The organism is Nostoc sp., from assembly GCF_036917235.1.
In the GTDB taxonomy this organism is placed as follows: domain Bacteria; phylum Cyanobacteriota; class Cyanobacteriia; order Cyanobacteriales; family Nostocaceae; genus Nostoc.
The window spans coordinates 21,326-47,119 of record NZ_JBALDU010000035.1 but is presented as its reverse complement, the minus strand read 5'-3'; the positions used below and the strand labels follow the sequence as shown (position 1 = coordinate 47,119).

The following is a 25,794-nucleotide window of genomic DNA, read 5'->3' as shown; positions in this document are numbered from 1 at the left end:
CGGTATATTACTCAGATCCATATAGTTGGCAGATGCGGATGTGTATTGATTAGCAAAGTTAAATTCTAAACATACTCATACTACCGCACGGCATGAATAGTTTATAGAGTCTTCACGAAACAAGCCCGTCTGTGAAAAACTGGTTAAGAATATGCTGAATTTGAAAAATCACTAGTCGTTTTACCTGACTATTGCTGCTGAATACCCTGGCGAAACTCTCTAATCGCTTCCAAGGGAGACGATAACAAAACACAACGATTGAGCAGGGATAAATCTAATTCTACTAATAGCTCACTTTGAACAACTTTCTCATATTCTTGTTCTCGTAAGCAGTAAACTTCAATTGTGCCATCTTCCCAAAACCAAACTTCCGGGACTCCCATTAATTTGTACTTCTGTAACTTTATGGGACTACCGCTAGTGATGACTACTTCAATACAGAGGTCTGGTATAGGTTTGTCCGTTCCAAAGCAATAAGATAAATCTGCTTGGTATTCTACTATCTCAGGAATAACCTGGCTAAAACTCCCACTGGGAAAAAATTCAATACCCTGTTCCACAAAATACTGTCCTAGGAGTAAACCAGTTAAACACTTAATCGCATCATGCGGCTTACCAATACTCACAATTTCTAAAATTCCCTGACAATAAAACAACCGCACACCTGGTACATTTTCAAAGCTAGCTTGAATCGCTTTAAACTGTTGCCAACTTAACCCATGTCGAAAGAAGCGTTGTTCTTCTGGTAAGTTAACAGCATTTTCTAACGTTTGAGTCATAATATTTTTTACTCTCTGAGTTAATAGTCACAAAATTTATCTAATTTTTATTTTAGGTCAAAACCAAATTATCCCGATGAATAACGGTTTCTGCCCCGGCATAGCCTAAAATTGTGGAAATTTCTCGTGAATGACAGCCGCGAATCTTTTGCAATTCATTGCTATTGTAATTTACAAGTCCTCTGGCAATTTCATTACCGTTGGTGTCACACAATAACACGGCATCCTGTGTATCAAACTCTCCTTCTACTAGCTTAATTCCCGCTGCTAATAACGATTTTCCTGCTAGAGAAATTGCCGCGATCGCACCTTCATCTAAATACAATTTACCCGCAGGTACAAGTCCGTAAGCTATCCAACGTTTACGCGCCGAAGTTGGTTCTGGTTGCGGTTCAAAATGCGTCCCAATCAGTTCACCTTGGATAATTTTTTCGATATTCCGGGGAAATCGCCCTTGGGTAATTACGGTACGTACTCCCGCCGTAATGGCAATCCTGGCAGCCGAAATTTTTGTCGTCATCCCACCAGTACCCCACTGGGAACCTTGGGAACCTGTTTGTATTTGTAATTGAGCTAATTCTTTAATGCTACTAACTAAAGCGATCGGTCGCGCATCGGGTACGGAACGCGGATCGGCTGAGTACAATCTATCAACATCGGTGAGCAAAAATAGCCAATCTGCTTCTACTAAGCTGGCAACCAATGCTGAAAGGGTATCATTATCACCAAATTTTAGTTCGTCTATTGCTACAGTATCATTTTCATTGACTATGGGGATCACCCCCAGTCCCAGTAATTCCTGAAAAGTATTGTAGGCGTTGAGATAGCGGCTGCGCTGTACTAAGTCACTGCGTGTCAATAATACTTGAGCGATCGCCTGTTGCAAAGTAGTAAATAAATCATCGTATATCCGAATTAACCTACCTTGTCCAACTGCTGCTACAGCCTGTTTCAGTGCGATCGCTTTAGGACGTTCAGTTAAACCCAACCGCGCACAACCCACGCCCACAGCGCCAGAAGAAACCAAAATCACCCGATGTCCTTGGCGTCTTAAATTGCAGAGTGTTTCCGCCAAGGTAGCAATAGTAGAAAGTGCTAATTGTCCCGTTTCTGGTTGAGTTAGGCTAGAAGTACCGATTTTGACAACAATTGTTAATGACATCTTTGAATTTTAGATTTTAGATTTTAGATTTTAGATTACAGATTAGACATCTTGCATAAGTTTCTTTAGACCCCTATCCGAAAGCACACGCCATCCATGTGAACAGACTAAAGCCTATGGAAACACCTAAAGAAGTCTATTTTAGATTCAATCCAAAATCCCAAATCTAAAATCCAAAATTGTAAAGCGCCAATCCCTCTATAGTGAAGGTTGACGCTTTACGGAAGTATATTTACTTAGTATGAGTTAGGATCTTTTTTGGCTGACCCCATGTTATTAATACTTATGATCCCCGATTTTTTGGTTCAAATATGATTCCTTAACTATTTCTTTAGATTTACTTTCCTGACGATTTCTTAACTTTTGTGAATCTTGGTTTTCTTGGGGGTAATAGAGGCTCCCAAAATTTCAGATATCCAAACTTCAAAGTTGCGGACGGGATGAGAGCGCAGAGCTGCGTCGGCATGGACAATCGGTTCAACTAAAATGGTAAACATTCCCAAGCGATTACCTGCGATGACATCGGTAAACAAGCGATCGCCTACCATTCCCACTTGATGTACTGGTAGATCCATTCCTCTAAGTGCCGCTCTAATTTTGCGTCGGGAAGGTTTGGCTGCACCTAAGTAGTAAGGTAAGTTGAGCGATCGCGCAATTCCACCAATTCGTGCTTCACTGAGGTTGTTACTCACCAAGCAGAGTGCAGTACAGGTACGGATTTGCTCTACCCACTCTCGTAGTTCTGGGGAAGCTATCCCGACTGTAAAGGGTACTAAAGTTTCATCTACATCCAATACCAGCCCTTTAAGCCCGTATTTTTGGATAATATCTGGTGTTAGGTTTAACACTGAACCCTCTAAAATCAAGTCAGGCTGTAAAAGATTGTTCCAGACCATAAGTCAACAGTCAAATTTAGATAGCTAAGACAAATGAGCATAACCCAATATAGTTTAGTTAGTCGAAGTCCATCCTGGAATGTCTCCCTGAACATTTTGAGATAAAATCCCTAAAATCTTATCTATTTCTTTGATGTAATAATTACTCAAATCAATAAATATATCGTTTTCTTCTAACTTCAAAAACTTCCAAATGTCGCCTGTTGTTACCGCGCCATAAATTTTACTAATTTCATTTCCTTCTTGTTGATTAAACAATTGTGCTGCCAACATTGCAGCCGCACATTGACCTAATCCACCTTTAATATTTTCATTTTTTGCTTCAATAATCACCACCACTGGCACATTAATTGTTAGCTGCTCTTTAGAACGACTAATGATAAAGTCACAGTATCCATTCAGACCTTTTTCTGCATCTACATTAAAATCTGTTCCTGAAAACAAACTAATTGGATAATTAGCTCTGCGTCTTACCTCCAACAATATCGGAGTGATAATCATTTCTGAACGAGCTTTTTCAGTATTAATTGCTAAAGCCAATTCTGTAGTTTCTTCTAAAGAATTTTTGAGTTTATCACTTGCCTGTAAAGGTGCTATGTCAGCACATAAATCAGTTTCTTCATCAATGCGGATGCTGAACGACTTTTTAAATTTACTTAATGTAAAATCGCTATAAGCCATTTTCAGCACCCCATACCAATTTTAGATTTAGATAATGGAATTGAAAATCACGACCAAACTACTTGTTCCAGAATCTTAAACAATACTAATTGTCCCAATTTCTTATCAATGTTTCATAGCTTCCACATTTAATGGGACATGGTAAAAGGTTTAGGTAGATTTTGATTACAATGAAAATTCCCAATTAAAAATTCAAAATGTAATATTTTCATTTTGAATTTTTAATCTTATTCCACTTCATTAAAAAGATGTTCTTCTAACAAAGGTTGCACTTTGCGGAACTCCTCTGGAGAAAGCAATTCAGGTTCACCTGTTTTTGTTATCCGTGCAAAAAACAACAGAGGATCTAGGGGTGTATAAATTGCATACTCCTGATCTTCCTCATAAAAGCTAGCAAGTAGCTGTAATTGTTCTGGCTCTAAATCTTCCCCTTCATCTTCGATTTCTAAGGTGAAGAGTTCTGATTCTTCAACTGGCGGTAAATCACCTGCAACTGTCAGAGCATAAGCTGTGTTCTTCAATATCAAATTCTGCTCAGATAGTACAGCTTGGGCATTAGCAAAAATTTGCTCAATAATGGCGTCATCTTCTACCAAAACTGCTTCTTCTTCCTCACCGTCACCTTCCCAAGAAAAAATTTCTACAGGTGAGTCTACAGGAAGAAGCAAAACGTATTCTTGTCCATCTACCTCCAGGGAATGCTCTATATAACAGTCGAGCGATCGCCCTTTGTCATCGGTTAAAGTGATGGAACCCGCATGAGCGTTATCATTTTCTTCAGGAAATGGAGAGGAAAACATAGCCGAAATGTAGAAATTTAATAAATACCAGCAAGTTTGAAAATCGCTTAACTATAGTTAATGACATATTATGTCAAGCAAATAGCTTTATACGTAGATACAACTGCTGGCTAATCGTTTTCAGAATATCATGTTAAAAGGTATCAATATTCAATAGCCGCAACTGAACTGCGAGAGTTGGCACGCTTAACATCCAGCCATTGTTGCAAAATCAAAGCGGCTGCCTTGCGGTCAATCAAACCTTTATGGCGTGACGGGGAGCTGTTTTCAGCTATCAGCAGTTGCTCTGCTTGAAATGAAGTTAATCGCTCATCCATATATTCCACAGGCAAGTTTAGTGCTTTAGCAAGTCTTGTAGTAAATTTTTGAACTTGACGAGCCTGAAATCCTAGCGAGCCATCCATTGAATAAGGTAAGCCCATAACTAGAACTTGCACCTCACGTTCATAAACTATTTGTCGGATTTGCTCGACATCCTGCTCAAAAGATGTGCGCTCAATTGTAGTGATACCCGTGGCAATTAAACCCGTGCGATCGCACCCAGCCACACCAATCCGCTTGCGACCGTAATCTAATCCCAAGGCTGAAATAAACGGTTTTGGTTGCTCTTGGGATATCACACTAATTCTCCTGCTGTGCATCTGCTGATTCAGTAATCGGCGATGTTTCTATACTAGGGTTTTTTACCGAAAAGTTAATCGGTTCTGGCTTGCTTGGCAGAGGTTTATCTGACAATGGCAACTTTCCTGGTTGTATCCATGACATCCCACCTGGTATAGGTTTACGAGTCGGTTGTAAACCTTGCAGCATATCAGTCCACTGGATTCCTTCTAAGGAGACGAATTTAGACTCCCGTAGCTTGTGCCACACAGAGCGAGACATCACTAATGTATGTTCTATGCGTTTTGCCCCAATTCGCTCCAAATACTCTTCTCGCTCTGCTTGATAGTCTGAGGAGGCTAGTTGTAATCCTTGCTGGGGAAAATCTTGGGCAATCCGAGCTAGCTGAGATAGTAATTCTGGATACAGCCAAGTGTAAGCAGGATGAACTGTCAGCGTTGCAGTATGGGGAACTTCACCCTTGCGATCGAGTTGTACCTGAAAATAGCCGATCGCAGCTTTGCGTTGCGGTTCAAATACGTAACCACTGACTACTTCTGTTTTAGTCAGCCATTGCTTTACTGCATCAGTTAAAGCGCCGAATAAGCTGGTTTTAAAGTCGCGGGTATTACGGTCAAAAACCTGACGTACCAGAGGTGGCATTGATGCCGTATCTAGTTGATATAGCAACTGGGCATCAGCATTACTTACTGGCAAGAGGTTGGGCAAGTCTGGCTCTGCTTGTGCCAATTCAGCCAGTAATTCTGGGCCAATTTCCCAGTATGTCATTTCTGCCAAACGCTGGAATCCATTTTGCCGATATAGTGCCAGCGCCTCTATGTCATTGATATTAACTTCTAATAGCCAAGTGCGAGCTTCCAAAATCGACTCAAAGCAATGACGCAAAAGTTGCGAACCAATTCCTTGTTTATCGACACCACGCTCTAGTAGCACTTGATCGATCCGCCAAGTGCTACGTGTACGGTTAAAGGGTGAGACTTGAATCATTCCTAAAAGTATCCGCCCTTGCTCCGCGACAAAAGTACAGAGGCGATACTGTAGCGGGTTAGGAAACCAACTTAAAAATTTGAGTAATCCATACCAGCGACGCAGCCTTTGCATCTGGCTGATAGCAAAACCTGCTCCCTGAGGAGTGAGGGCTGCGAATGACTCTTGAGTTATGCGCTCAATTCCGTCCAGATCCCGGTATTGGACTGGTCGGATAACAACGCTGAGGTTTCTGGGAAGTAATGAAGTCATTTTTATTCGAGCCGCCATTTAGCCTTAACTAACTGCTCTTGAAAGGAATAAACTGCTTGCAATAATCTTAACTAGTTTCTGCTCTCTACTATTGTGCCAAAAGTGTGATTTTAGTAACTTAATACTTAAAAAGCAGAAAAAGCAGACCTTGTGAGAACACCATTGGCATTGACCCAACAACATCTGCCCTTATTTTATTTGAATTTTGATTAAAATTTGTATATATTTTAGAACCCTTGCCGAGAAACTAGCTTTTCAAAGTTGGCTTGGGTTTGATGGAGTAATTGGTGGCGACTATCTACAAGTGTTTGCTTCAGCGTTGGAACAAGATTACGAGCTTGCAGAGTCATGTGAAGTTGCAGATTGGCGACATATTCACTGAAATCTTGATTCACTTCATCTGCGCCCGCATCTGTTAATAAATTTGATTCCATTGCCACTGTGTTCTCCTGTGTTAATCCTGTGCTGTCTCTCTTCATGACCAAAAACTATCACGTTGTTTGGACTAACTTCTTAATTTGCAATGAAGTTTAACGCTTCTTAGGGATAGCATACCCCTTAAAATCTTAAACCAACACCACCTTGTACGGAGATAGCTGTACCACTGCTATCTCGGTAAGCATCAAAAGCAATAATAGCGTTGCCAAAAAGGACAGTATTGCTATTTGGGATCATATAATCAATGCCTGGTTGTAAAGCAAAACTAATTTTGTCGCCCACAGGAGAAGAACCACCACCACCAGCCAACACTAATCCAGCGCCCAAGTAGGCATCAGCTTGCCAGTTGAGGGGGAAATCGTAAGAAACCGTTGGTACAACAGCCGTATTATTACCAATTAACACTTGAGCGCGCAGTGAAATTGGTGCTTCCAAAAGCTTGTACCGTCCCGCTATCACCCCCCCAAATTGGATACCATCGGTAATACCAACAGTAGGGCCGATACCAATATAACTACCATAAGCTACTTGAGCTTCTGCTGGTTTCGTACTCGCCAGACTCAAGACCAAACCAGCCCCCAAAACTGAAACCAAAGATGGAATATACTTCATAACCAACTCCTCACACCAATTTGTCATTTGTCATTTGTCATTGGTAATTGGGCATGGAGCATCGGTTATTCTCTCCCTGCCCCTCTACCCCTCTGCTCCCCTGCTCCCCTGCTCCCTCCATTCTACGGGCAACGCGGATGAATGCCTCCTTGAGTACAAATGTATGCTAATTGCTTGGCATCTAAATTTTTGGCTTGAGAAAAATCAACCCCTTGGACTACGGCAGATACTGAGCCTAAATCTGGGGTTTGGACAAATTGATCTGCTGGATCTTGTTTGCTAGGAGCGAGAATTGCCCCCTTAAAATCTGCTCCAGCGACATTTGCCCCGCGTAAATCTGCAAGGCTCAGGTCAGCATTTTGCAAGTTAACGTTTTCCATTTGGGCAGAGCGTAAAACAGCACCAGCTAGACGAGTGGCGCTGAGGTTAGCATTGCTGAGATTAGCACGATCCAAATAGGCTCCTGATAAATCTGCCCCTTGCCAATCAGTGTTAGTTAAGTTGGCAAAAGATAATTGCGTTCCAATCGCAGTAGCGCGACCTAAACGCGCTGCATATAAATTGGCTTCGTTCAATTTAGCATCGCCTAAATCTGCCCCAGTCAAGCTAGCTTTTTCCAAAACTGCGTTTCGCAGATCGGCTCCTACTAGTTGGGTGCTGTTGAGTTTAGCATCATATAGACGCGCGTTGGATAAGTTGGCTCTGTTAAGAGTGGCACGACTCAAATCAATCCGGTTCATCAAGACGCGACTGAGGTTAGCATCAGTAAGATTGGCTTGCTGCAACTGAGCTTGGCTTAAATCAGCCATTACATCATCGTAGGTATCCCAACGTCCATCTTCACCCACACCCCGGAAGCGGCTACCCTTAAAGCTGGCTTGGTTAAGATTGGCAGATTTAAACTTAACTCCTGATAAATCAAGATTGTCCAGTACCAAGTTGAAGAAGGAACTTCCTGGAGTACCGCTTTGACCTAATTGGGTGCTACTAAGGTCAACACCCTCAATTTTTTTACCGCTATAAACAGAGAGAATCTTGTTGATTGTCCGCTGGTTTCTTTGTAGTCGCCCTTGCCGTAATTCCCGCTCTTTGGTTGCAATGCCACCCACAGATTCCAGTTCGCTAACCAAAAACTGATTCTTATTTTTGAGTTCTGGGATGGCTTGGGGCCCGACAGTTGTCAAAGCTTGTTGAATAGTATCCAGAACGCTGGGATTAGTTTCGCTAACTAATAAATCCGCCAGAAATTTAATTGATTGTGGGTCATTAAGACCACCCATAGCCAGAATTGCACTTTGACGTTGCTCATTAGTAGCCCCAGAGTTGGGAGTCAATTGTTTGACTAGTTCGAGGAATTGTTGGCTGTTGATTTGCTTGGTTGCTCGCTGGGATTGTTGAATTTGGATATAAACTTGAGTGCCAATTAAAGTTGCCAACACAGCAGTCATACTCGTCAGCCCTACCCCAAATAAAGTAAGATTGGGATTTTGCTGTATCCGCCGCCACAAATTATGCGATTGGCTGGTTTCGACTGCCGCAAATTCTTCACCCTCCTGCTTTTCTTCTGCTTGATCGTTACCGTCAGCAGACTGAGCTTGTTTGTTGCTAGCTAAGACTGCATCAATTGTATAAGTACCTGCGAGTTGATCGTGTAGTGCGCGACGCCCCCGACGCGACGGTAAGCCAATCCCTTCACCCACAATCATTAATAAAGACAAAAATGTGAATAATCCTAAATTGGGAAAAGCAAAGCTGTAACGCCACAGTAGATAGGCGATGGAAATGGGTACTGTCCAACGCCCAACTCCTTCTCTAATTACAACTGCCCCCAATCCGGGCGGCTTCCCTTGCTCGTTGACAACCCGCACTTTTAACCAACGTTTCCCAATTGTGCTACCAGTCTTAGCTAATAAATACAATTGCCACCACGAGAGAGTTACAGGCGCTAACAAGGCGATTGTCCACAAAATATTAGTCGGCCATGCGACGTTACGGATGCCATAGCTCACAGGTAGAGCTAAGGGTCTGGCGATCGCTCTTTCTGTTACTACCAGTACGGGGTTCAGCGGCACTCGATTCAGATCGCTTCTAGAATTGGCATAGACACCAATGCCGAAGGGAATCAACCCACTAGTAACCACTAGTGTAATTTCAGCCGCCCAAGCAGCAAAACGCCTACTTGCTAGCAGCAGCGAATTGGCTCTTTCCGATTTTTTTGACTGACCAGATTGATTACTAGTTCTCCTGACAATTGGTGAGGTCATCGTATAATTTCCTTTGATATTATTTCTACGCCGCGATCGGCACAATTAAAATAGACTAAGCTCGTCAGCAAAAAGAAAAGCATATTGAAATAGGATTTAGGAGTAATACAGCAGAATTCAGAATGGGCTACGCCCCGCTGCGCTAACAGGAGTCAGAATTCAGAAGTAAAACAGGCTTTATACCTAGTTTTGACACTTTGTTTCTGTACTCCACCTTCCTTGAAATCCTCTGTAAGTCAGAAGCCGTTTTTATTCCGGCTCCTGACTCTCGTAACTCCCGGCAAAGTGCAAAGTAGATGCATATCAACTTATTGCTTACGTTGAAAGCTACCAGACACAAAAAATTTGTATCCAACATACACTAACACTGCCAAAAGTGCCAGACTGATTACAGATGCAACTAGTTTAAACACTGCTTGCAGTATCGCCAAGCCTACTAGCACTGTCACACCCGCAACTACCAGCTTTTTCACACCAGATAAGCTGTTAAACCAAATCTGAAATCGCTCTAGTTGCAAGTTGAAGCTGGCAAAAACAGACTGAGGCGTTTGTTTTTGTTGTTGTGAAACCACCCCAGGCGGGGAATTAATCTCTGCCTCTAGCTTATCGAGGCGACGCTGCAAGTCTTCTTCTGGTTGAGGATTCATCAATCTTCATTACCTCATTAGCATACTTATTCAACAATAGACCAACCAAATTCTATTTTTGGTGGTTGTCTTAGTGATTTTAGCTAATGTTTGTGGGTGCAAGACCTTTCAGACATCAATTCTAGAGACGTTGCAATGCAACGTCTCTACATACACCTATCAAATCTTCACAAATAATCTTTAACTGACTAGTATTACTTTATACGGCAGCTTTCGGAACCAAGAGGTATTGCTGTCGTCTACATAAATCAGACTGTATAACAATATTGCTCAAAAAAAATCTGGAGCATTAATTAAAATGAAGACGCTTAGGCTACTTGCAATTATTCCCACAGCTTTGGCGATGAGTTTGGTTTTCACTGATGCTAATTTGGCACAGACACCAACAATCCAAATTAATCGCAATTCCCAACCCGATCCATTAATTTTGAATGGAAAATCTGGGGGATCTGTCAAGAGTAATTGTGGCAATATTACTACTGAACCTAGTCAAGTTATCCAAGTTACAGAGTCACTACCTTATTTGCGATTAACAGTAGAAAGTAAAGGCAAGCCAACACTTTTAATCGACGGGCCTGGAGGGCGCTTTTGTGTATTAGCAGATAGTTACTCTGGAGGTAAGTCAGAACTTTCTGGTTATTGGCAGCCAGGAAAATACTCGCTGTATGTGGGCGAACTATCCCAGCAACAGTTTACTTACACCCTCTCAATCTCGCAAAAAAATAATAGTCATTAGTCATTTATGCTTTGCTAATGACTAAAGATTCTTGACTATTCTTCCAGTGATTTGGCTGGAACTTCGACAGCAGTGACATCAATTGTGCCTTCTGGTGTGAAGCGCTGAAAATGACTATTTTGTACTAACACTAATTCCTGACAGTTAGGACATTGCAACTGACTGTTATTTAAACCTGTAAATTCATATCCACAGACGGGACATTGATCGGCAACTAAGTTGCGTTGCAGCCACCAACGAAAGCCAAAAAAAGCCGCAATAGGTGCCAACAACAGCAACCCGAAAATAATTAGCACTGAATTAACTAACCAACCCAAGCCCACTGATGCCAGCAACCAAATAACTGCCAGCAGAGTGAGCCAAGGGCGGAGATTTAAAAGATTCAATTGAAATGACTTAAAGCTCATTTTTAATAAATTTTGTCCTGCTCTCCTTCTAGGATAGCGATTTTAGTCATTAGTTATGAGTCATCGATCGTTTGTCATTTGGACTCAAATGGACTTCATTACTGAGGATAGCAGCATTTTTTGTAAGTGCTGTTGGAAAGCATTGATGCCAAACAGAGCGATCGCCTGTTGTCGCAGCCACTCTCCATCACATCGCTGGTCATCCCCTTGAAGCATTTCTATACAAGCTGCTGCTACAGCATCAGGGCTGCGGTGTGGGACTCGCCATCCCAGTTTACCATCCTGCAAGGGGTCAGCGGAACCATCGTCGTCACCGGATAACACCGGCACTCCACAAGCCATTGCTTCTAGATAAACTATGCCAAAGCCTTCTTGTGAAGGCATAATATAGGCGTCAGCAAGGCGATAATGTTCCATTAATTCTTCTGTGGCAACGAAACCAGCAAATACAACGCGATCGCTCACACCTAAATCTTTTGCTAGCTGCGCCAATCGCGGTTGGTCATCGCCGCGACCAATTACCAAATATTTCACTTCTGCGAAAACTTGAGCGATTTGTGGTATCGCCCGAATGGTGACATCTACACCCTTGTAAATATCTCCTGACCATAACCGCGCTACTGTCATTAACACTTTCGCACCAGTTAAGCCATACTTCTGGACTAATTCTGGTTGTTTGGAACCAGGAGTAAATTTATCTGCATCAATTGCACAAGGCATCATCTGTACCATTTTTGGGTTTAGACTATTAGCAACACAAGCGCGATCGCGGCTGTAGCGACTAATTGTCCAAATTCTCTCTGCTGATGTCAGGGCGCGACGTTCTTGATTTTTCAAAGGTTCCCAGACTTCTTTGCCGTAAGTTAGCACGGTGTAAGGAATCCCCAAGGGCTGGCAAAGAGTTTGGATTAATACTGCTAAGTTAATATGACCGCAGAAAACTTGCTCTGGACGACTCTGCAACAGACACTTTAGTAAAGCTGCTGCCATTTGCAATCTCCCCAAATAAGGAGACTGATTTTTAAAGTAATGAAATTTTAAGTTCTCGTCTTCAAAGGGATTTAAGCTATCAGCACTATCTCGCAGTAAAAAGACTTCTGCCTTGTAATCTTGGCTCAATCCCAGATAGGCGCGAAAAATATCTTTTATATATGATTGAATACCACCTTCATGAGCAAAAATTTCTAAAAACACGAAGACATGGTTAGTTTTTTTATTAACTTTATCACCTAAATTCAGGTTTTTTGTCACTGTAGTGATGTACATATTAGATTATTTACACTTGCGGTAAGGGCGCGATGGCACCGCTTTGTAACCGCTCCAAATCTGTTTTTACCATTTTTTCTAAAAGTTCCTCAAAGCTTACTTGGGGTTCCCAGCCAAGATTTCTTTTAGCTTTGCTGGGGTTAGCTACTAGTTGAAAATGCTCATCTTGTCGCAACAAGCTAGTATTTAAAACTATATGCTGCTTCCAATCCAAGCCGACAGACTCAAAGGCTGTGGCAACTAAATCTCTCACACTGTGTAGTTTACCAGTGCCAATCACATATTCTTCTGGCTCATCAATTTGCAACATCAGCCACATGGCCTCTACATAATCACCTGCAAAGCCCCAATCACGTTTGGCATCCAGATTACCCATTTCTAAGGTGTCAGTTAAACCCAATTTAATTGATGCAGCCGCTAAAGAAACTTTGCGTGTGACAAACTGAGGTGCGCGTAGGGGAGACTCGTGATTATATAAAATTCCGCTACAGGCAAATAGTCCATAGCGTTGTCTATGATGCACCATCGTCCAGTGGGCGTGCATTTTAGCCGCAGCATAAGGATTTTTTGGACGAAAAGCGGTTTCCTCATCTTGAGGCGAGAGGAATATATCGCCAAACATTTCTGAACTGCTGGCTTGATAAAATCTGGTAGACAAACCAACTTTTCGTACTGCTTCTAAAAGCCTAGTAGCTGTACCAGTTATTAAATCCAGAGTTCCCAATGGGTCGTTCCAGGAGTCGGGTACAAAACTGGGAGCCGCCAAATTATAAATCTCTTGGGGACGCAGTTGTTCAACTGCGGTCAACAGTGCCGTATTATCCCTCAAGTCAACCGTAAAAATTTCTACCTGATTTGCCAGTATTCCCAGTTTTGTCAAATTAGGTTGTCGATGTGGGGGTACTAATCCGACAACTCGATAACCACGGTTGAGGAGCAAATGGCTGAGATAGTAGCCATCTTGACCAGTAATTCCTGTAATTAGGGCTGTCTTAGTCATATTTTGTCCCCTATTCTGTCTATCTCTTTAAGCACGAAATGGCACTTGTTGGAGAACAAACATTAAGACTCTCAACACTGCTGACAAATCTTAACAAGGGAGCTAGTGTAGCTCGAATGCTATTTTTACTATATTTACTAGTTATTTTTATACAAAAATCTTACTTAAGATTTTACAAAAAAATCATAATGAATCAGCAATTTCACGTAAAAAATATATTTTTCCAATTTAAATAATATTGAAAAAGGAGTATACTTTTATCAATCAAATAACTATGTATTTCAGCAAAAACTGCTTCTGTTCGAAAGTGTGTAGCTCAACTTTGGGCAAAGTCTTCATTACCTTGGTGACGGCTATATGAGAAGTTTTATTTGTTTGACTCCTAAATAAATACAAGAGAGTATTGTAGAGAAGAAAAGCCCTCGTTTTTTGTTGATACTCCTTCCCTACGCTCCACTCCGCTCACAAGCCAAAATTGACATCAGAAGTATTCTTACCTTCCTTTACCCTTGACTATTTCACTGTTACTTTTGTGCTTCTACAGAGTACTTGACAATGAGCAGGCAATTTCTACCATCCGCACCACGTTCGTATACAACCTTGTCAGCCAACCGCCGGAGGAGAAACCATCCATACCCACCTACTTGCAGAGTACCTGGGACTGGCTCTGCGATCGCATCAGGATTGAAAGGTTTTCCATAATCCCAAATTCTAATCTCTAGTCGGTCAATCCACAGATAAACGTTAATCTCAATGGTTGTTTCTGGCGGTAAAGCATGATGAGCATGACGAACAGCATTGGTAAAGCCTTCTGCTAATGCTAAATTGAGGCGATCGAGTTGAGTTTTTGACCAGCCAAGTTGAGACAAGTGTTGCAGACAAAATTGCTCAAACCATTCTTGCACCTGGTTTAAGAGCCTGAGTTCGCTCTTAACCGTCAGATGGTCTTGCTGCACTATACTAAGCATTAACTGTGAGTTGAATATAAGTAAACCCAAGTTACTAGTTATTAAATTCTGCGCTGTTCGCAAAATTTCTCTGACATAAAAAAATCTAAATTGACATATTCTATGTACCAAAATACAAAACATGAATGATTTTGGCATTCTGAGGGTTGTAACTAGCAACTTACGTTAAGTAAGTAAGAAATGTTTGTATTTGTTGACTTTTGATGATTTGAGATTTTGGAATAACTTTTCTATCCAAAACTGCAAATCCCAGAAGCAATCTGAACTATTGAAGAAGAATTCAGAATAGAGAATTCAGAATGGACTAAACCCTAGCTATCCGCTAACAGAAGGAAATCAGTGAGGGATACACTGCGGGATTTGGCTACACATCCAACACTATCTTGTTGACCACTAAAAAAAGCAAGCATATTTAGTGGGGAACTTAAACCCATTTATGCAGACACTATCTATAAGACGCTATGCATAACTTGCTTTCCCGCAAGATACACGGACTCGCTTTGGGTGGCGTTATCCGCTTTTTCGTTCACAATTTAATTCTGAATTCTGGCTTCTGAATTCTTTCCTGTTAAAATTGACGCCTGTTGATTGTTTTCAAAAGCACATCTGCATCTGCTCTTGAAACTCACAGGCGTCAAAGCACTTTGTGATGACTAATTTAGAATAGTCCCAAGGTCAAAGATTTATCCAATGGCAAAGCAGCACCAATACCTAGCCACAAAGTGACAAGAGTACCAACAAGGAATACTGTGGTTGCAACTGGACGGCGGAAGGGATTTTGGAACTTATTCACGTTCTCAATAAAGGGAACGAGGATTAGACCTACTGGTACGGAACCCATTGCTAACACTCCTAAAAGTTTGTTAGGAAGCGATCGCAAAATTTGGAAGACTGGATACAAGTACCATTCTGGCAAAATTTCCAATGGTGTGGCGAAAGGATTTGCTGGTTCACCGGTCATTGCGGGATCTAGCACGGCTAGAGCCACAATCGCAGCGAAGGAACCCATGATCACAATTGGAAAGACGTAAAGTAAGTCATTAGGCCAAGCGGGTTCACCATAGTAGTTGTGACCCATGCCTTTAGCGAGTTTGGCTCTTAACTGAGGATCGCTCAGGTCAGGTTTTTTTTGTGTTGACATTTTGAAATGTGCTCTCCTGCTTAAGTTAAATTAAAGCATTTGTGAAAGCTATCAGCTACTAGGCAACCAACAGGCGGCAGCATTTGTGTCTATCTCCAGTCAGCCGCCTAGAAGTTTTCTACAGCTTTCGGCTTCAGATACAAGTATTTGTTTTTTGGAACTTATGTGCAATTAATTTCTTGTGTTTCATAAGTTTAAAACAAACAACTTCATCTGAAAACTGACAAATGTTGCCTTTCGCTAATAACTGAGATTACAAAGGCCCGGAAATGCCTTGCTTGCGGATCATCAAGAAGTGAAACAGCATGAAGACTGCAATCAACCAAGGCAGTACAAATGTGTGTGCGCTGTAGTAACGAGTTAGTGTTGCTTGACCAACACTAGAACCGCCGCGCAGCAGGTCGGAAATCAGAACGCCAACCACGGGAATTGCTTCTGGTACGCCGCTAACGATTTTCACAGCCCAGTAGCCAACTTGGTCCCAAGGTAGGGAATAGCCGGTGACTCCGAAGGAAACGGTGATCACAGCTAGGATGACACCACTTATCCAGGTCAGTTCGCGGGGCTTTTTGAAACCACCAGTCAGATAAACCCGGAAGGTGTGCAAAATCATCATCAATACCATCATGCTGGCAGACCAGCGATGGATGGAGCGAATTAGCCAACCGAAGTTGACTTCATTCATGATGTACTCCACTGAGGAGAAAGCTTCAGTAACTGTTGGTCTGTAGTAGAACGTCATGGCAAATCCAGTAGCAAACTGGATGAGAAAGCAAACCAGGGTAATTCCACCCAGGCAGTAAAAGATATTGACGTGGGGAGGGACGTACTTGCTAGTGACATCTTCAGCGAGTGCCTGAATCTCCAGGCGTTCCTCAAACCAGTCGTAAACGTTGGCCATACAATCTCAAGTTCCTAAAAGTCGGTTGCGGTTGATAAATCCCGAAGTTCTGAATCGGCAGAAGCCTTCGCTCAGACTTCTCTCCCAAATAGTAATTTTGGGATTTTAGTAAAGGGGAGTTTTTTTGTTTGCTTTTCAGCTTTTGGCGTGCTAAGAGACTTCAGAAACTTTACACTCTGTAAAGATGGAATATATTGCGATCTCTTTACGCCCCTACACACAAAATGGTGGACACAAAGTAGATTTTATCCTTTGGTGAGTGGATACGATGCATCAGTTGACTGAACAACTTGATGAGAAAAATGCACCACTTCTATAAAAAAAGTAACATAATCGAGAGATAGATTTCATCAACAACAGGGGAAGTAGGGATTATCTAAGCAATTTGGGTTGAGGTGGAATTGATAATGGGGTTCATGAACAAACAAGTCTTTCGGGTTGGATTTTCATTGTTAATGGCGTTTTGCTTGGCGTTGGGTACGCTCACTCATTCGGCAGTGGCTTTGACCGGCGAACAAAAACTGGTTTCGGAAGTTTGGCGAATTGTTAATCGTACCTATTTAGATGAGACATTTAATCATCAAAACTGGGCGGCTGTGCGGCAAAAGGTTCTGGAGAAGCCACTGGCAGACTCAAATGCCAGTTATGAGGCAATTGGGAAGATGCTCAAGAGCCTCGACGATCCTTTTACCCGCTTTTTAGATCCAGAACAGTACCGCAGCTTGCAGGTCAATACTTCTGGGGAACTGACTGGGGTAGGATTGCAAATTGCTTTGAATTCTGAGAATGGGAAGTTAGAAGTAGTGGCTCCTATCGCCGGCTCACCGGCAGATAAAGCGGGGATTCGACCACGCGATCGCATTCTCAAAATTGAAGGCGTTTCCACAGAAAATCTCACCCTTGATGAAGCTGCTACCAGAATGCGCGGGCCCAGTGGCAGCCTTGTGACTCTCCTCATCGAACGGGACGGAGAGGCAGAAACGGAAATTAGACTGACACGCGATCGCATTGCTCTTAACCCTGTGGTTTCAGATTTGCGTGTTTCTGCTGAAGGTACACCCATTGGCTACCTACGTCTTACCCAATTTAATGCCAACGCTTCAACTGAATTGGCACACGCTATTTCTAGTCTAGAAAAAAAAGGCGCTGCTGCCTACATTCTAGATTTACGAAATAATCCTGGGGGGCTATTGCAATCAGGAATTGAAATCGCCCGTCTGTGGTTAGACTCCGGCACTATTGTCTACACTGTTAACCGACAAGGCATTCAGGGTAGTTTTGAAGCCTCTGGGGCATCCCTAACAAACGATCCTCTGGTTATTTTGGTGAATCAAGGAACTGCCAGTGCCAGTGAAATTCTTGCCGGCGCACTCCAAGATAATGGTCGCGCTCAACTGGTAGGCGAAACCACCTTTGGCAAGGGCTTAATTCAATCTTTATTTGAGCTATCAGATGGTTCGGGTTTGGCAGTAACAATTGCTAAGTATGAAACTCCTCAACACCGGGATATTAACAAACTAGGCATTAAGCCAGATAAAGTGATTTCCCAAGCAGCCATTAACCGCGAACAAATTGGCACCCAAGCGGATCTGCAATATCAAGCAGCACTGGAACTTTTGATCCAAAAGTCGGTGGTGGCGGGGAAGGCATGAAGAGTGCTGAGTGCTGAGTTGAAAGACAACCTAGAAGGGGTGGGGCATTTACCAAGTGCGAAATCACTGAGTACTCTTCTGACTCAGGATTGAGTACGTTTTTTGTTTCCCCTTTCCCCTTCGCCTTAAGACCAAAGGTTATAATACAAACTTTTACTTGCTAAAAGTGCTTCTGCTGTATTGTGGCTCATGGGTTTAGAGATATAGATACCCTTGACCGAATTTGTAGCCAAGGTGTTGTAGGTGTTCCAGTTGTTCTTGAGTTTCTATGCCTTCAGCGATCGCAAAATCAAGTCTGTTTGTACCTGGATCGCCTGGGGGTAGCGGCGTTCACTTTTCACCAGGGTATTTTCGACCATCTGCTGTTCTAAATGCTGGCGTTTGCGATCGCTAATATCTTGAAACGCCACAATTGCATACGTCACCTCACCCCGATCGCCAAAAATCGGAGTCGCCCAAACTTCCAGAGGAATCACTCGATCGCCACGATGAATTTCTAGATCGTCAACCCAAATCGTTTCCCCAGCCAGAGACCGATTACTGGGTAAGGCTTCCAAGGGATAGAGCGCCTCAGTGCCCTCACGGTAAACTTGAAAGACTTCTGAGAGTTGGTCTGGACTCAGTTCTAATGGGCGATCGGTGTCTAGCAATGCCTTGTACTGAGCGCAGTCGAAGTAGTCGAGATGCTCACCGTAAACTCAGTGACCAACTGAATTTTGACTTCTTCTTCAAGCCGAAAAAGGTAGCTGAATCACAAATTCAGTTCCGTCGCCAGGTTGAGAATTCACTGCGATCGCTCCGCTATGTTTTTCGACAATGATTTGACGAGCGATCGCAAGTCCTAATCCTGTGCCTTTACCAACAGCTTTCGTTGTAAATAAATGGTCGAATATTTTTTGTTTTACCTCTTCCTCGATACCTTTACCATTATCAGCGATTGTAATTTTAACTAAATTAGTTGCTACTGTAGTGGTAATTTTAATGCAGTTCGGATTTGCTTTAATTTCGGCAAAACTTCGGCTAATATTCGATTCTTCCAAGGCATCAATAGCATTTGCTAAAATATTCATAAATACTTGATTTAATTGTCCAGGGAAACACTCAATTTGAGGCAAAATGCTGTATTCAGTTATCACTTCAATTGCTGGACGTTGATCGTTAGCCTTGAGACGATGTTTCAAAATTAAAATCGTGCTATCGATGCCTTGATGAATATTAAACGGTACTTTATAATCTTTATCGGCACGCGAGAAAGTTCGTAAACTGGTGCTGATATTTTTTAGCCTGTCGCACGCCATAGACATGGCATCAATCATCTTAGGCAAGTCTTCTAAGCTATAATCCAAGTCAATTTCTTCAGCATGGTTTTTAATTTCATCATTTTTGTGGGGGAAACTTTCTTGATAAAGCTTTAAGTGTTCAACAATATCAGCAACAGTGGGTTTAGCTTGCTTGAGACTGGCAGCAATAAAACCAAGGGGATTATTCATTTCGTGAGCCACACCAGCAACTAAGTTGCCCAGTGCTGACATTTTTTCACTTTGAACAATTTGTAATTGGGCGTTTTGTAAATCGTTCAATGCTTGTTGCAAATCAAGTGATTTTTGCTGCAAGGCAAGTTCAGCCTGTTTGCGTTCGGCTTCAAGCCGCGCCCTTTCGCTAATATCTCGCATTACAACGACTGCACCGAGTTTGTTACCCGAAGAATCGAAGATCGCTTGTCCGCTAGCTAACAAAATTCTCTTAGAACCATGCTTCGGTGCAATTACTATTTCAGCGTTTTCGACTATTTCCCCTTGCAAGGCGCGAAACAAAGGAATTTGCGTGGTTGATAGAGGTGTTTGCCCATCTGGTTGATAGAGATCGAAATGTTCTGTCCACTGTTCTGCTGGTAATGATTCTAGTGGTAAGCCATGAAAGTCACGAGTTGCTTTGTTAAATAAAGTCAATTTGCCACTAGCATCACAAACAACAATTCCATCAGTAATATTGTGAATGATGGCATTCAAAAACTCTCGTTCTTTGGCTAGAGATTCTTCAGCCTGTTTGCCATTGCTAATATCAATCATCACCCCATCCCAGATGATTGCCCCATCGGCTTGTCGCTCTGGCCGAGCAGTAGATCGAACCCATTTCACAGTTTCTGAAGGCAAGATAATGCGACATTCTACCTCAAATGGCGTCAGAGTTTGGGCAGAGTAGGCGATCGCTTGGGCAATAAATTGGCGATCGTCAGGATGATTCATGGCGTAAAGGCTATGCGTCCCTGCCATCACCAACTCTGGCTCTAACTGATACAAGTCGAAACAGCCAGAACTAACGTAGGGTGTTGAAGTTGAACCATCTACCTCCAAACGGAATTGGTACACCATCCCAGGAATATTATTTGCTAAATTTTGGAAGCGGATTTCACTAACCTGCAATTTGCCTAGAGATTGTGCCAATTGTTGGGCATAGTTCTGAGAATTTTGGTAAATTCGGGCATTGTCCAAAGAAATTGCGGCTTGGGTACAAAGTAAGTTCAGCAGTTCGACGCGATCGCTTGTAAAGGCTCCGGTTGCCAAATTATTTTCTAGGTACAATACGCCCAGCAATTTACCCTGATGCAAAACTGGGCTGCACAAGATACTCTTGGGCTGCTGTTGCTGAATATACGGGTCATTGAGTAGTTGCGGATGCGCCGTGGCATCAGTAATTACTACTGATTGTAAGTTGCGTTTGACATTATTAATTAAGCCAACTGGCACATCAATTGAGTCTTCAACAGGCTGTGGGTTGAGCAACATTGAGTAAAAATCGACGGCAGCCTGATTCTGTACACCGCTCAGGGAAAGCTGTGCTAACGCCTGAACTAGCAACCGATCTGACTCCAAAAGCATGAATACACATTTATCGGCTCCAGCATTTTCAATGACAATATGCAGCAAAGCTGAAAGCAGCTTTTCGAGTTCGATTTCCCCAGAAAGAGTTTGGGAAGCTTTGAGAATGGTAGCTAAATCTAAAGCAACAGAGACGCTGCTATTATCGGAAGTGGCGGAACTGGTGGAGGTGAGACTCCCCAATGTGAAGATAGTATCGTTAGTTGAGAGGGGAGAACGGGTTTGCTCTAAGATAGGGGCGAGGAGTTGGGGATAGCGTCGTTCCAAGTCGGCGACTTTGGCTTTAGCGCCCCAACGAGCATAGCCATAGTAGGCTTGAGTCATATATGACTGAGCAATCTGCTCTTTGCGCCAATTGAGGTAGAATTTAGCTGCCAGTTCATTGGCAAGTGCTTCTTCTTGGGTGTAACCGTGTTCTTTAGCGAGAGTTATGGCGCGATCGTACAAATCTATTGCCTCTGATTTCTGCCCTAACACTCGGTATCGGTCGGCTTCAACTAAATAAAATTTGTGCAGGTAATTTTCTGGAGCACGATCAGCCCACTTTTTCATTTTTTCCTGATTTTTAGCCACCCGTTGCAGAATATGTTGCTGTTGTGCCTCACAAACCTGAGAATAGATTGCCAGATTGGCTAAAGAATCATAGGTGTAGCAGAGCGGAACTATGAATAAGCCTGTAGCACCACCTATATAATTTTCAGCGGCGATCGCCGCTTCTATCGCCAACTCAAACTTGCCAAACAGATAACACAGACCAAGTTGGTTAGCATAGAAATAATACAGCGCAGTCTGATCGCCCGAACGCTGGAGGGCTGGCACAATTTCCTCTCGATTAAAGGCATTTCCAGTCAGCTGCCAAGGTTCAGCAGAATCGCCAAGCATATTCAAAATTGGTTGCTGAAAAACGGTCAGATGACTGGTAAGACCTTCTTGGTTGAGCTGCTTGAGCTGATCTCGAAAGGCAGCACTCTCTCGGCTAAGATCGCTTAATTCTTTGCCCAGAAACCAACAGTATGAGATGTAAATGAATCCGCAAATAGCAGCCGATTCTAAATCTCCCGTTTCCAATCCAACTTCGTAGCCTTCCCGGAGAAACGGTAAGGAGTTCTTGAGCGGCTCTTTCCAATGCCACACGCAACAGTAAATTCCGACATAGACTCTGGATTTCAGTTCTTTGGCATTGAAGTGTTCCAGCAACAAGTGTGCTAGTTGTGCAAACTCATACCCAAAGTCAACCTCTCCTGTCATTCCACAAAGTATCATTCCATAGTAGCCATAGCCAATTGCCGAAAATGAACTATTGCCATATTGAACGGATAAATTGACCTGTTCGAAGACAATAAACGGTAAGAGCGCTGGAGTGACAACAAAGGCAGCAGCAGAGACAGTGGCAAGAATCCGTACAACTGCTAACTTGTTAGGATCTGTCATTTGGGGCAAATTGATTAAATCCAGCGGTTGCCTTCCAGCCAAAATGGATTTAGTCGTCTCGAATGCTTTGGCAATATCTGATTGACTGGGTTGCTTTGGAAGGCTGTTTCCTAAACGCTCCACACTCTTGAGGGCAATCTCTACTGCTTCTATAAATTGATGTTGGGCTTGAGCTGCTTGAATTTGAACTTCATAGACTTTAATCGTATCCAACAAATTTCTAGAGTGTTCTGTAATGATTGCCGCCAATTGTGTCATCTGCTCAAAGTTGCCGCTCAAGTAAGCGGCTTCAGTGGCAGCTTCGTAGAGGGCTAAGGTTAACTCATACTGCGTTTGCCACATATCCTCAGCTAACAAGGCGATGCCTGTAGTGAAATACTCAAATGCGGCTGTATAGGCAGTTGCGGCTCTGGCTTTTTGTCCAGCTTTCAGATTGAGTTGGGCGAGTTCTATTTGCTTAGATAAATCGACAATTAGGGATTTGCCGGTATTAAGTTGGTTAACGATTTCAAATAATTTTTCGTCTTGTTTGGCAACAGGCGTATGAGTCAGTAATAGTTGCCCAATTTTTAGGTGAGCGATCTGTTTTTCTGCTTCTGGAATCAGGAAATAAGCAGCTTGCTGGACGCGATCGTGCAAGAATTTGTAAACCGTCATTTGTCCTCTCTTACAAAGTTCTGATCGGAGGTTTCCTCCGATCAGACTTTGCGCTTTGTCACTTGTCATTTGCAAATGACCAATCACCAATGAGGAATCCTGATAAAACTTGTAAATTTCATTGGTAGGGATGATAAATCCTTCTTGCAATGCTTTCCACAAGTCTGAAGCGGTTTCTATCTGGGACTTTTCATAAACGATCGCTAACGTCGCCAAATCGAACTGATTGCCGATACAGGCTGCCAGTTTCAGAACATTTTGAGTGATGTCGGGCAATTTTTGAAGTTGTTGTGCCATAAATTCCACCACATCATGAGTGAGAGCAAGCGATGTCTGACGACAAGCCGCTACGCGTATACGCACTTGTGCTACATCACACTGCCAAAAACCTGTCTCCCAATTAAAGGTAATCAGCCCATCCTCATGTAGCGCTTTCAAAAACTGAGTTGTGAAAAAGGGATTGCCTTTGGCTTTTTGATAAACTAACTTTGTTAACGGTAATGCTTTTTCAGTTGCACAACTGAGCGAATCGGCGATTAAATGGTTGACATCTGCTTGACTCAAGGGATCTAGACTCAAGGTGTTGACGCAGGAGGATGCCTTTTCAATTTCATCTACCGTTAACATAAGTGGATGAGCCGCAAACACCTCGTTATCCCGGTATGCACCAATAATGAATAGATAGCCGCAATCGCTCTGAGACATTAACAATTTCAGCAAATTCAGCGATGCCGAATCTGCCCACTGCAAGTCATCGAGAAACATCACCAACGGATGCTCTCTTGTCGCGAACACCTGAATGAACTTTTGGAACAGCAGATTGAAACGGTTCTGTGCTGCACCGCCTGATAGTTCAGCGATCGCAGGCTGTTTGCCAATCATTTGTTCCAGTTCAGGAATTACCTCGATCAGAAGTTGTCCATTCTCCCCAACTGCCGCTAAAATCTTGCTCTGCCATTGCTTTAGCTGAGTATCGTTTTGACTAAGCAACTGTCCCATTAAGTCACGAAAGGCTTGTACAAAAGCAGACAGAGGAATGTTGCGGTTGAACTGGTCGTATTTGCCCTTGATGAAGTAGGCGTTCCAGCGCACAATCGGTTTATGCACTTCATTGACGACTGTGGTTTTGCCAATACCAGAAAAACCTGCCACTAGCATCAGTTGAGAGCCACCATTGGCCACATAACCAAATGCTTCTAATAGTGTCTTTACTTCCGATTCCCGCCCGTAGAGTTTTTCGGGTATGAGAAAGCGATCGCTGATATCGCGTTGTCCTAAATCAAACCAGGTGTGTTTGCCTGTTTCTCGCCACTGTTCTAAGCAGATAACAAGGTCATGTTTAAGTCCTAGCGCACTCTGATAGCGGTCTTCGGCGTTCTTTGCCATCAGTTTGCGGATAATTTCGCCTAGCATCAAGGGCAATTCGGGGTTGAAATCGCAGAGGCAGGGTGGAAGTTTCGCAATGTGGCAATGCACCAACTCCATTGGTTGATGGGATTCAAAGGGCAATTTTCCACTCAGTAATTCAAAGAAAGTCACACCTAAAGAATAGAAGTCACTGCGGTAGTCAATGCCTCTGTTCATCCGCCCGGTTTGCTCTGGCGACAGATAGGCTAGCGTTCCCTCTAGTCCATTGAGACTCTGAAGTTCCTGGGTTTCTCGTGGTAAAAGCGAGGCAATACTAAAGTCAATCAGCTTGATTTGGTTCGTGTCAGGGTGAATCAAGATGTTGGCTGGCTTGATGTCTTTGTGAATGACGCGCTGTTGATGTAACTGGTGTAAAATTTCTAGTAGTTGCAGAGCAATGGGTAGAAATTGCTCTAATGTCAGTGTTTTTTCTTGAGTAAATTGCCGCAGGGAAACACCACCAAAGTCTTCCATGACTAGGGCATAGCCATTGTGATGGGCTTCTAGGCTGTAGGGTTTGATAATGCCGGGAATATTTAGGTTTTTAGCGATCGCATATTGGTTGCGAAACTGTACTAATTCAGTAAAAGTTGGGAATTCTCGTTTTAAGAGCTTGATGACAACTGGTAGACGATTGCATTCTCGAATTGCCCGATACACTTGAGTCCGAGAACCTGAATAAAGTTGCTCGATGATTTGGTAGCCAGCAATCCTTAAAGTTCCATCAACTTTTGCGCTCATAAATTTTCACGAAAATTTACTTGATATTAGTGTTATAATTCCCATTACCATATCTTGGTTAACAAACGTTAGAAAAGTTGCATTAGGTATGGGGCACTGGAGGTAAAAAATAGGAATGCAAAACACCTCCATGTAAAAATGGCGATCGCTTTTTGATGATTTACCAAAGTACTATCAAAACTCCGTCAAAGAGTTTTCGATCTGACAAAGAAAGGCATGAAGCAACAGCAAAGAAGTATTAATTTAGTTGGTGAGTGGCAAGAACATCTGCGGACATAGTTTTACTGGTACTGCTCATCCCAAAAAATAATGCCGTAATGCTCAAGCCGCGAGTACTTTTATTGGCAAATATCCATTTTTCATAAACCGTTAGTCGCTGTTGTTTATGTAGTATTAAGTCGTTTCAAGTGGCTCTGATATCTAGTGCGATCGCATTTTTCAGTAACTATGTGCTACTCCAATAAATCAA

At 42.7% G+C, this 25,794-nt stretch carries 21 protein-coding genes; 2 read left to right on the top strand and 19 right to left on the bottom strand.

The genetic code is table 11. From position 1 onward, the window contains the following. Positions 1 to 188: 188 nt before the first annotated feature. From V7K44_RS12315 to V7K44_RS12265, 11 genes are all read right to left on the bottom strand, one after another. The gene (locus tag V7K44_RS12315; protein WP_334931771.1) at positions 189 to 779 is read right to left on the bottom strand and encodes a Uma2 family endonuclease; all 591 of its coding nucleotides are present in this window, start codon (positions 777 to 779) and stop codon (positions 189 to 191) included. Positions 780 to 831: 52 nt separating this feature from the next. Next, positions 832 to 1,941, bottom strand: a complete 1,110-nt coding sequence (gene proB / locus V7K44_RS12310) for a glutamate 5-kinase (RefSeq protein ID WP_334931769.1) — start codon at positions 1,939 to 1,941, stop codon at positions 832 to 834. 356 nt (positions 1,942 to 2,297) lie between these two features. Beyond that, on the bottom strand, positions 2,298 to 2,837 hold the full coding sequence (locus V7K44_RS12305; RefSeq protein WP_069068441.1) for a YqeG family HAD IIIA-type phosphatase: 540 nt from the start codon (positions 2,835 to 2,837) through the stop codon (positions 2,298 to 2,300). 54 nt (positions 2,838 to 2,891) lie between these two features. Continuing rightward, entirely contained in the window at positions 2,892 to 3,518 is a 627-nt protein-coding gene (locus V7K44_RS12300) for a hypothetical protein (protein ID WP_334931767.1), read from the bottom strand. A gap of 227 nt (positions 3,519 to 3,745) precedes the next feature. Then, entirely contained in the window at positions 3,746 to 4,318 is a 573-nt protein-coding gene (locus V7K44_RS12295; protein WP_334931765.1) for a DUF3727 domain-containing protein, read from the bottom strand. Between the two features lie 143 nt (positions 4,319 to 4,461). Continuing rightward, a complete protein-coding gene (gene ruvX / locus V7K44_RS12290) occupies positions 4,462 to 4,959 on the bottom strand; it encodes a Holliday junction resolvase RuvX (RefSeq protein ID WP_334931763.1) in 498 nt (165 codons plus the stop codon). Continuing rightward, positions 4,940 to 6,196: a GNAT family N-acetyltransferase gene (locus V7K44_RS12285; protein WP_334931761.1), complete on the bottom strand. Its 1,257-nt coding sequence runs from the start codon at positions 6,194 to 6,196 to the stop codon at positions 4,940 to 4,942. The genes ruvX and V7K44_RS12285 overlap by 20 nt, the downstream gene beginning before the upstream one ends. A 209-nt stretch (positions 6,197 to 6,405) precedes the next feature. Beyond that, positions 6,406 to 6,612 carry a hypothetical protein gene (locus V7K44_RS12280; RefSeq protein WP_334932015.1) on the bottom strand — a complete coding sequence of 69 codons (207 nt, stop codon included), beginning with the start codon at positions 6,610 to 6,612 and terminating at the stop codon, positions 6,406 to 6,408. A 124-nt stretch (positions 6,613 to 6,736) separates the two neighbouring features. Then, positions 6,737 to 7,228 (bottom strand): hypothetical protein, encoded by a 492-nt coding sequence (locus V7K44_RS12275; RefSeq protein ID WP_334932013.1) that lies wholly within the window; start codon positions 7,226 to 7,228, stop codon positions 6,737 to 6,739. A 122-nt stretch (positions 7,229 to 7,350) separates the two neighbouring features. Then, a complete protein-coding gene (locus V7K44_RS12270) occupies positions 7,351 to 9,492 on the bottom strand; it encodes a pentapeptide repeat-containing protein (protein ID WP_334931759.1) in 2,142 nt (713 codons plus the stop codon). 308 nt (positions 9,493 to 9,800) lie between these two features. Further along, entirely contained in the window at positions 9,801 to 10,139 is a 339-nt protein-coding gene (locus tag V7K44_RS12265) for a hypothetical protein (protein WP_334931757.1), read from the bottom strand. A 298-nt stretch (positions 10,140 to 10,437) separates the two neighbouring features. On the opposite strand from V7K44_RS12265, the gene V7K44_RS12260 reads away from it, so the two are divergent. Beyond that, entirely contained in the window at positions 10,438 to 10,875 is a 438-nt protein-coding gene (locus V7K44_RS12260) for a hypothetical protein (RefSeq protein ID WP_334931755.1), read from the top strand. 35 nt (positions 10,876 to 10,910) lie between these two features. Here the strand turns inward: V7K44_RS12260 and V7K44_RS12255 are convergent, their stop codons facing one another. The 6 genes from V7K44_RS12255 to petB form a co-directional block, all read right to left on the bottom strand. Further along, complete coding sequence (locus V7K44_RS12255) at positions 10,911 to 11,282, bottom strand: hypothetical protein (protein ID WP_334931749.1); 372 nt, start codon at positions 11,280 to 11,282, stop codon at positions 10,911 to 10,913. An 84-nt stretch (positions 11,283 to 11,366) separates the two neighbouring features. Continuing rightward, complete coding sequence (locus tag V7K44_RS12250) at positions 11,367 to 12,548, bottom strand: glycosyltransferase (protein ID WP_334931747.1); 1,182 nt, start codon at positions 12,546 to 12,548, stop codon at positions 11,367 to 11,369. Positions 12,549 to 12,558: 10 nt separating this feature from the next. Further along, on the bottom strand, positions 12,559 to 13,548 hold the full coding sequence (locus tag V7K44_RS12245; RefSeq protein WP_334931745.1) for a GDP-mannose 4,6-dehydratase: 990 nt from the start codon (positions 13,546 to 13,548) through the stop codon (positions 12,559 to 12,561). A 524-nt stretch (positions 13,549 to 14,072) separates the two neighbouring features. Next, positions 14,073 to 14,516 carry an ATP-binding protein gene (locus tag V7K44_RS12240; protein WP_094352726.1) on the bottom strand — a complete coding sequence of 148 codons (444 nt, stop codon included), beginning with the start codon at positions 14,514 to 14,516 and terminating at the stop codon, positions 14,073 to 14,075. 658 nt (positions 14,517 to 15,174) lie between these two features. After that, positions 15,175 to 15,657: a cytochrome b6-f complex subunit IV gene (gene petD, locus V7K44_RS12235; RefSeq protein ID WP_094352635.1), complete on the bottom strand. Its 483-nt coding sequence runs from the start codon at positions 15,655 to 15,657 to the stop codon at positions 15,175 to 15,177. 253 nt (positions 15,658 to 15,910) lie between these two features. Beyond that, positions 15,911 to 16,558: a cytochrome b6 gene (petB, locus tag V7K44_RS12230; RefSeq protein WP_099102529.1), complete on the bottom strand. Its 648-nt coding sequence runs from the start codon at positions 16,556 to 16,558 to the stop codon at positions 15,911 to 15,913. A gap of 407 nt (positions 16,559 to 16,965) precedes the next feature. Here petB and ctpA point away from each other — a divergent pair, with 407 nt between their 5' ends. Continuing rightward, positions 16,966 to 18,210 carry a carboxyl-terminal processing protease CtpA gene (gene ctpA, locus V7K44_RS12225; protein WP_334931743.1) on the top strand — a complete coding sequence of 415 codons (1,245 nt, stop codon included), beginning with the start codon at positions 16,966 to 16,968 and terminating at the stop codon, positions 18,208 to 18,210. A gap of 266 nt (positions 18,211 to 18,476) precedes the next feature. Here ctpA and V7K44_RS12220 read toward each other — a convergent pair whose 3' ends face one another. Together V7K44_RS12220 and V7K44_RS12215 are read right to left on the bottom strand one after the other, a co-directional pair. Next, positions 18,477 to 18,860: a hypothetical protein gene (locus V7K44_RS12220; RefSeq protein WP_334931741.1), complete on the bottom strand. Its 384-nt coding sequence runs from the start codon at positions 18,858 to 18,860 to the stop codon at positions 18,477 to 18,479. A 78-nt stretch (positions 18,861 to 18,938) separates the two neighbouring features. Then, on the bottom strand, positions 18,939 to 25,325 hold the full coding sequence (locus V7K44_RS12215) for an ATP-binding sensor histidine kinase (protein ID WP_334931739.1): 6,387 nt from the start codon (positions 25,323 to 25,325) through the stop codon (positions 18,939 to 18,941). Between the last annotated feature and the right edge of the window lie 469 nt (positions 25,326 to 25,794).